Below are 324 nucleotides of genomic sequence, written 5' to 3'. Positions count from 1 at the left end.
TATACAGCAAATAATTAAGAACAGGCTGTACCTGCACCTTTTTTACCATGGGAAAGCTAATGTCTCCACCTGCCGAGTGAAAAGTTAGGTTGACCAGGCCTCTTTTTTTATACCAAACAGGTTGAGAAACCGAAACCGCCTGCAGCCTGAAGATCTCAAGATATTCCTCTTTTTGGATCCACACGCCGGAATGTCTTATCAAAAACTCTTCAGAAACTCCCAGTTGTAGCTTTTTGAAATAGAAGAAATTATATACACTGAAAAGCATAATATAAACTGAGGCTATTCCCAAAAACCAGGAAAGGCTAACCAGTTGTGCATAGA

At 39.8% G+C, this 324-nt stretch carries 1 protein-coding gene; it reads right to left on the bottom strand.

Annotation, left to right across the window (positions count from 1 at the left end; all coding sequences use genetic code 11):
- Positions 1–324: PH domain-containing protein (locus tag HC175_RS22065; RefSeq protein ID WP_168140002.1), on the bottom strand; the 324-nt coding region annotated here is incomplete at both ends.

It is taken from the genome of Salinimicrobium oceani, from assembly GCF_012037645.1.
The sequence above is the reverse complement of the archived record's forward strand: the minus strand, read 5'-3'. Positions and strand labels throughout refer to the sequence as shown.